Origin of the sequence: Sporosarcina sp. NCCP-2222 (assembly GCF_023168145.1) — a bacterium.
Classification (GTDB): Bacteria; Bacillota; Bacilli; order Bacillales_A; family Planococcaceae; genus Sporosarcina.
The window spans coordinates 1-7197 of record NZ_BQYK01000008.1 but is presented as its reverse complement, the minus strand read 5'-3'; the positions used below and the strand labels follow the sequence as shown (position 1 = coordinate 7197).

The window sequence follows — 7197 nt, the reverse complement described above, 5'->3', positions numbered from 1 at the left end:
CGATCATTAATGTGCCAAATTTCGGCCGGCTGATTCGATCCAAGGTGCTCAGTATTAAAGAAGAGGAATATATATCTGCCGCTAAGGCAATCGGAATGAAGGATGCCCGGATTTTATTCTCTCATATTTTGCCGAATTCGATGGCCCCAGTCATTGTGCAAGGAACACTTGCAGTCGCAACTGCAATTTTGGAAGCAGCTGCTCTCGGGTTTCTTGGATTGGGAGCGGAACCGCCTATGCCAGAATGGGGCAAAATGCTTGCAGATTCTAAGGATTACTTGCAGTCCGCACCGTGGACGATGATCTTCCCGGGCTTATCGATTATGTTGACCGTATTGGGCTTTAACCTGATGGGCGATGGGTTACGAGATGCGCTGGATCCGAAAATGAAAAGTTAATGAAAAAGCCTAGGAATCCATTTTTGGATCCCTAGGCTTTTTCAATAAATTTCTTCTTTTAGCTCTTTACTAATATCTTGGCCGTGTCTTTTTTGATTGGAAACGACCAGTCGATCCAAGTATTCCAGTTGTTCTTCGTAATTCAGTATGGAGGAAAGAATATGGAGCAGATGATAAGCCGAAAACTCTTCTTCCTCTTTCGTGACGGCGATCTGCTTCACAAATATCTCCATTACCTCATGACGCTGCAGAAACTCGCCATTCAGATTTTCACTCATTTTATCCGATTTCAACTTGCCGACAAACTTCAGATGAATTTGTTCATGATATGTGAGCAGGGCATCGAGCCTTTCCTGGATCATCATACGGAAGTGCTCGGGCAAAGCAATCAGTTCATTTTCGAATTGATGAAGCCTGTTCAGCACATCATAACTGCTTTCCGAAGTAGCGAGCATCTGTCTGTAAATGACCAGTTTCCTCGTTTTCGCCATAGTGCTCTTCTTGAAGTAGTTTCTTTCCTCTTTGAACAGCAAATAGAGCTGGTCAATTTGGGATAGTCGCTCTTTCAATTTGTCTAAGGACTTTTTCGTGGCAATATGTTCGGAAGCTTGCCGACCTGCTAGCCGGATCCATCGTATTATTTCGTCTTGCGTCTGATGAATCGCTTGGAACAGCTTTGTTTCATACTTCGGTGGCATGAAAACCAAATTGACGAGAAATGCGGCCAAGACGCCGATGATAATCGTCAATAGACGAAGCAGGGCGAATGACAAGAATGCATCCCCTTTAATTTCCATGATTGCAATCATGGTCACAAGCGCCAGGGAAATGGATTTCTCCAAACCGAATTTCAGCATAAGAAGAATGATAATGACTGCTGCAAGGCCGATAACAATCGTCTGGTGTCCAAATATGAGAGCAAACAGAACTGCAACTGAAGCCCCGATCAAATTCCCTTGAATCTGTTCCACAATGGTTAAATAGGAACGGTATATGGATGGCTGGATTGCAAAAATGGCTGCAATTCCAGCAAAAACGGGGTTAGGCAAATGCAAGACTTCAGCAACGAATAAAGCGAACACAATTGCAATACCCGTTTTAAATATGCGGGCACCTAGTTTCATGTTATTTTCCTTTCTATTATCCATTTTCAAAATGAAAGAATCATCTTCTATATAAGGTAATACGCGGTACTCAGAATTACAACTAAACAAACTGAATTATTGCGTGCTATGACTGATAAATGTTAATCCATCATAGCGGAAAGCTCTTTAAAGGACTCGTCGACTGCCTGTAAGGTTTCTTCAATATCATTTTCTGTATGGGCGATTGTCAGGAACCAAGCTTCGTATTTGGACGGCGCCAAGTTGATTCCCCGCTCCAACATCAATTTGAAGAACTTGCCGAACATCACTCCGTCAGTAGCTTCTGCCTGCTCATAGTTTTCAATTGTCTGGTCTGTAAAGTAAAGAGTCAGCGCTCCGCCAAGTCGATTGATTGTCATTTGGATGCCGTGTTTTTGGGCTAGCGATGAAATGCCTTCCTCAAGCTTCGCACCAAATCGATCAAGCTGCTCGTATACGCCAGGTTGCTGAAGAACTTCCAAGCAAGCAATTCCGGCCAGCATGGAAGCTGGATTGCCAGCCATTGTTCCAGCTTGGTATGCAGGGCCTAATGGAGCGACTTCATCCATAATTTCTTTTTTTCCGCCATATGCGCCAATCGGCAATCCACCGCCGATGATTTTTCCGAATGCTGTTAAATCTGGTGTAAAGCCAAGCATCGTCTGTGCGGCTCCGTAGTGGAAACGGAATGCCGTGATGACCTCATCGTAAACGACAAGAGCCCCTTTATCTTTTGCGATTTCATGTACGGTTTGCAAGAAGCCTTCCTTTGGCTCTACAATTCCGAAGTTGCCGACAATCGGTTCAACTAGGATACAAGCGACTTCCTCTCCCCATTTATCCATCGCTTCACGGTATGCATCCGGCTGATTGAATGGAATGGTAATCACTTCTTGCGCAATCGAAGCAGGTACACCGGCAGAGTCAGGTGTTCCAAGAGTGGCAGGGCCAGAACCGGCAGCTACGAGCACAAGATCGGAATGACCGTGATAGCAACCGGCAAACTTCATGATTTTCGTTCTGCCTGTATAGGCTCGTGCTACCCGGATCGTCGTCATAACGGCTTCAGTTCCTGAATTGACGAATCGGACTTTATCCATTCCTGGAATCGCGTCTTTCAGCATTTTAGCGAATTTCACTTCATGAGGTGTAGGTGTTCCATATAAGACCCCTGTTTTGGCTGCTTGTGTGATTGCTTCAGTAATATGAGGATGAGCATGGCCGGTAATGATCGGGCCATAAGCACCCAAGTAGTCGATGTATTTATTTCCGTCCACATCCCAGAAGTAGGCACCTTCCGCTCGTTCCATAACAGTCGGGGCACCTCCACCGACTGCTTTATATCCACGAGAAGGGCTGTTCACTCCTCCAACTATATGCTCGCACGCTTCGCGATAGATTTCTTCTGATTTTGTTCTGTTCATATTCATTAGCCTCCGTTCAAATAACTGCTATTCCATTTTAAACAAAAAACTGTCTTACGCCAAAGAAATTGAAACTGAGCGTTGTGTCCGGTACGATGGAGGAAAGAAAAGGAGTGATGATAATGGAGAAGTTGGAAGGAATGCCAGCACCGGAATTTCAATTGCCTGATGAAAAAGGGGAGCTCGTGTCATTACAAGACTTTGCTGGAGAAAAGTACGTCGTTCTCTATTTTTATCCAAAGGATGCCACGCCTGGCTGTACGACGCAAGCTTGTGATTTCCGAGATGCCCATACGGATTTCAGCAAATTGAATGCCGTGATTTTAGGGGTTAGCCCAGATAGCGGTGCATCTCATGAAAAGTTCATTGCAAAACAAGGACTGCCGTTTTCATTGCTTGTCGATGCAGACCATGCTGTCGCGGAGAAATATGGCGTTTGGAAACTGAAAAAGAATTTCGGTAAAGAATATATGGGAATTGAACGTTCTACGTTCTTGATCGATCCAACAGGCACAGTAGTAAAGGAATGGCGAAAGGTATCTGTAAAAGGACATATACAAGAAGTTTTAACTTCGCTTGAGCAGTTAATCAACAAGTAAAACTAGGGGGAATCTGGTTGAAGGCTGTATTTACTTTCAAAATAAAAGATACGCAATATGAAGAGTTGATAAAGCAATTTCCCGATGTGACATTTAGCATCTCTCCTTCAATTAAGGAAGCAGAAGTGGAACATGCAAATATTATCGTGACATATGGGGAAGATATCGATGAGACCATATTGGACAAGGCAACTGCTTTGGAATGGATCATGGTATCTTCTGCGGGAGTAGAAAAAATGCCTTTGTCTGAAATAGCGAAGCGGAACATTGTGGTGAGCAACGTCAAAGGAATCCATAAGACGCCAATGGCAGAGTCGGTGCTGGCACATATTTTAGGGCTATGCCGTTCTTTACCGGCCATTTATGAAAATCAAAAGCGAAAGGAATGGAATAAGAAAGTCCATTCTGTTGAGTTAAATGGTTCCACTGCGATGATTATCGGACCGGGTGCCATTGGGTCAGAAATAGGGCGCCTGCTGAAGGCGTTCGGAGTTAAAACGATTGGGTGCAACCGTTCCGGGAAACCGGTCGAATCGATGGATGAAATTGTTGAATTCAGCAGGTTAGAAGAAGCGCTGCCGGAAGCTGATTTTGTCATATCGGTATTGCCAAGTACGCCTGAAACGAAAGGTATATTGACGGCAAGGCATTTTGATGCGATGAAATCTACTGCTGTTTTCATGAATTTTGGGCGTGGAGATCTTGTTAAGGAAAAAGATATCTTGGAAGCCTTACAGTCCGGAAAAATCGGACATGCTGTGCTTGATGTTTTTGAAGAGGAGCCTCTGCCACAAGATAGCGGATTGTGGGAGTTGTCCAATGTAACCATCTCTCCTCATATTTCAAGCCATTCAAGGAATTACGTTCCGAGAGCCCTTGAGATTTTCAAGGAGAATTTAGTAAAGTGGCAATCAGGAGACAGGCAGCTAATCAATTTATTGGATCCTGAGCAAGGTTATTGATAATAGAAGGATTTGACATGATACTTCGCTCAGCAGATTTGTTGACAGCAGGCACCTCTTTTCAGTAAACTGATTATAATAATTATAAAGAGATAATCTTTTTGGATTGGGGTGTTAGCGATGTCTGAAGTCGCATTGAAAGACGCGCTGGTCACATTAAAAGAAAGTGGAGTACGTATTACACCACAACGGCATGCGATATTAGAATTCCTAATCTCTTCGGAGTCACATCCAACAGCTGATGAAATATATAAAGCATTAGAACATGACTTTCCTAATATGAGTGTAGCAACGGTTTACAACAATCTCCGTGTTTTCCGAAATGCAGGGCTTGTAAAAGAACTTACTTATGGTGATTCGTCCAGCCGATTCGATTTCGTGACACATGATCATTATCATATTATTTGTGATCAATGCGGCACGATTGTCGATTTTCACCACCCGGGACTGGAAGAAGTGGAACACCTGGCATCACACGTAACGGGATTCAAAGTCAATTCACATCGCTTGGAAGTATACGGAACATGCCCGAAATGTGCGAAGAACGCAGCTGCGAATTAAGAGCAGGCTACTGCAACTGCTCAACTTGCATCAGAATAGAAAAATCCGGACCGCCAAACTAGGCGAACCGGATTTTTTTATTCTGATTCTTTTTTACGTGAGGGACGATTATAAGATTCGTCAAATTCCTTGCCTTCTAAAGCGGGATCTAGTGTCAACGGTTCCCTGCAATGACCGCACATATCAACACGGCCTAACATTTTGGTCTGTTTACCGCAATTCGGACAAACAATTTGAACGGCTCGAGTCGAGAGGGTGCCAATCCAAGCGTACACAATCGTACTCGCGAGAATGGCCAGCATACCAATCACCATGAAAATCAACATAATGAGCTGATGGTTTTTAAAGAAGATACCAAAATACATGATGACAAAGCCGATGAAAACGAGAGAAAGTGCGAAAGAACGGATCCTGTTTATTTTATTTTTGTACGGTTTCAATGAATAATCCTCCTAAAGGGCGATACTGTTGCCGGGTAGTGAAATTCAAATAATACCATAATGCTTCTAAACTAATATATCATAAATTCTATGTAATTCACGTAATGCGTTTTTAGCGAAGAGCTATTATAATTGTCTCCATGGCTGAAATAGGTGAAGAAGGATTATGATGAATTGATGTCGAAAGTGAATAAACAGGGAGGGGTTAGGATGGAGCAGATTTTAAGACCGATCTATCAAGAACGGGCGAGTTCGCCAGAAACCTTGGGAGTCATCCTGTTGGAAAAACGTACAGATGGTGACCCGGTAACAGACACATTTGATGAGATATTACTTATTATCACTTCGAACAATGAGATACCGATATATACGAAACATTACACAGATGGCAATGGTAATGCTGCCATGCATGTAATAAGTGAAAAGCAACTTCGAAAATGGTTGTTGCTAGGCACGAAAAGAAAAGTAGTGGACTGGCTTTTTTACGGCAAAATCTACTTTGATCGAAACGAATTTGTGGAGAAGCTCAAGGAAGAGTTAAAAGAGTATCCTTTCCATGGCAGAAGAGTGAAGATGGGGATTGAACTGTCTAAGTTGGTCAGATCCTATATGGAAGGTAAATCGTTTTTTGAGCGGAAGGACTATATGGACTCCTATCATCATGCGGTACAATCTCTCCATCATTTAGCGAGATTGGCGATTATCGAGTCTGGCTTATCACCAGAAGTGACAGTGTGGTCGCAAGTGAAGAAATTAGATCCTGCCATTTATAAATTATATGAAGAACTTATTCTAAGCGAGGAACCAATTGAGAAGCGATTGGAATTAATGTTCCTGGCCAGCGAGTTTTTCATTCATAATAGAACATTGGATGGAGCGAGGCATATCCTGGATATCATGTCGGCTAAAAGAAGCTGGACGATTCAAGAGCTTCATGAACATGAGGAACTACGGATGTACTCCATCAACCTAGAAGTATTAATTGAGTTTTTGGTTGAGAAAGGATTAATCGAGATAGTTAAATCTGAGTCTAAAAATGAATTCGTATTTCACCGGGATTACAGCGCAACCCTTTCCCAGTAAAGCGATCGGAACCTGTATGAAGTCGCCGCTTGCTAAATCAAGTGGCGATGGAAAACGGTTTTGAAAAGTTTTTTTGGATTTCGTGTTGACACTTCTAGTTACCGCATGCTAATATAATATTCGTCGCTTGGGACAGCAACTTAGCAAGCTCGAAACAAGCGAAAAAACAAAATAAAAAAAGTGCTTGACTGAAAGAGGAAGCGATGGTAAATTAGAGAAGTCGCTTTTGAGAAAAGCACAGTGAACCTTGAAAACTGAACAGCAAAACGTCAACAATAAAGTCGGAACCCGACCCAGTCGGGAACACGACAAACACGAATCTTTGGATTCAAAATTGACATCATAAATGATGCCAGCAGAAATCGAGCTACTCGAATTTCTTCGGAGTTTCTTCTATTAAAGAAGTACTCGCTGGCGACCGAGATGTAGTGCAGTGCTAGGAGACGAACGAGCGAAGAAGGGAGCGTACTACGGTACGTGACCGACTGAGCGAGTGAAGTCGACAACGCAATGCGCTGCATATCGGTCGCCAGATTTATGGAGAGTTTGATCCTGGCTCAGGACGAACGCTGGCGGCGTGCCTAATACATGCAAGTCGAGCGGACA

General features: G+C 43.2%; 8 protein-coding genes and 1 rRNA gene. 6 read left to right on the top strand and 3 right to left on the bottom strand.

Features of this window, described 5'->3' with window-relative positions:
- The coding region (locus NCCP2222_RS15835; RefSeq protein WP_248513303.1) for an ABC transporter permease at window positions 1–398 on the top strand (398 nt) is incomplete at its 5' end.
- 41 nt (window positions 399–439) lie between these two features.
- Here the strand turns inward: NCCP2222_RS15835 and NCCP2222_RS15830 are convergent.
- Together NCCP2222_RS15830 and NCCP2222_RS15825 are read right to left on the bottom strand one after the other, a co-directional pair.
- Entirely contained in the window at window positions 440–1522 is a 1083-nt protein-coding gene (locus tag NCCP2222_RS15830; protein WP_248513301.1) for an FUSC family protein, read from the bottom strand.
- 122 nt (window positions 1523–1644) lie between these two features.
- Window positions 1645–2946: a glutamate-1-semialdehyde 2,1-aminomutase gene (locus NCCP2222_RS15825; protein WP_282570717.1), complete on the bottom strand. Its 1302-nt coding sequence runs from the start codon at window positions 2944–2946 to the stop codon at window positions 1645–1647.
- 122 nt (window positions 2947–3068) lie between these two features.
- Between NCCP2222_RS15825 and bcp the strand changes: the two genes are divergently transcribed.
- The 3 genes from bcp to perR all read left to right on the top strand — a co-directional run bounded on the left by bcp (window position 3069) and on the right by perR (window position 5068).
- Complete coding sequence (bcp, locus tag NCCP2222_RS15820) at window positions 3069–3545, top strand: thioredoxin-dependent thiol peroxidase (protein WP_248513299.1); 477 nt, start codon at window positions 3069–3071, stop codon at window positions 3543–3545.
- Window positions 3546–3562: 17 nt separating this feature from the next.
- Complete coding sequence (locus NCCP2222_RS15815; RefSeq protein WP_248513298.1) at window positions 3563–4507, top strand: D-2-hydroxyacid dehydrogenase; 945 nt, start codon at window positions 3563–3565, stop codon at window positions 4505–4507.
- A gap of 120 nt (window positions 4508–4627) precedes the next feature.
- Window positions 4628–5068 carry a Fur family transcriptional regulator gene (gene perR, locus NCCP2222_RS15810; protein WP_248513297.1) on the top strand — a complete coding sequence of 147 codons (441 nt, stop codon included), beginning with the start codon at window positions 4628–4630 and terminating at the stop codon, window positions 5066–5068.
- Window positions 5069–5145: 77 nt separating this feature from the next.
- Here perR and NCCP2222_RS15805 read toward each other — a convergent pair whose 3' ends face one another.
- Window positions 5146–5508, bottom strand: coding sequence for a YgzB family protein (locus tag NCCP2222_RS15805; protein ID WP_248513293.1), 363 nt, complete (start codon window positions 5506–5508; stop codon window positions 5146–5148).
- A gap of 210 nt (window positions 5509–5718) precedes the next feature.
- Here NCCP2222_RS15805 and NCCP2222_RS15800 point away from each other — a divergent pair, with 210 nt between their 5' ends.
- A complete protein-coding gene (locus tag NCCP2222_RS15800; RefSeq protein WP_248513292.1) occupies window positions 5719–6591 on the top strand; it encodes a nucleotidyltransferase-like protein in 873 nt (290 codons plus the stop codon).
- A 534-nt stretch (window positions 6592–7125) separates the two neighbouring features.
- A 16S ribosomal RNA gene (locus tag NCCP2222_RS15795) occupies window positions 7126–7197 on the top strand; the annotation flags it as partial.

Bases quoted from the DNA above. Each gene is read 5' to 3' on its own strand.
- NCCP2222_RS15830 (WP_248513301.1), bottom strand. From the start codon at position 1,522: ATGAAACTAGGTGCCCGCATATTTAAAACGGGTATTGCAATTGTGTTC.
- NCCP2222_RS15825 (WP_282570717.1), bottom strand. From the start codon at position 2,946: ATGAACAGAACAAAATCAGAAGAAATCTATCGCGAAGCGTGCGAGCAT.
- bcp (WP_248513299.1), top strand. From the start codon at position 3,069: ATGGAGAAGTTGGAAGGAATGCCAGCACCGGAATTTCAATTGCCTGAT.
- perR (WP_248513297.1), top strand. From the start codon at position 4,628: ATGTCTGAAGTCGCATTGAAAGACGCGCTGGTCACATTAAAAGAAAGT.
- NCCP2222_RS15800 (WP_248513292.1), top strand. From the start codon at position 5,719: ATGGAGCAGATTTTAAGACCGATCTATCAAGAACGGGCGAGTTCGCCA.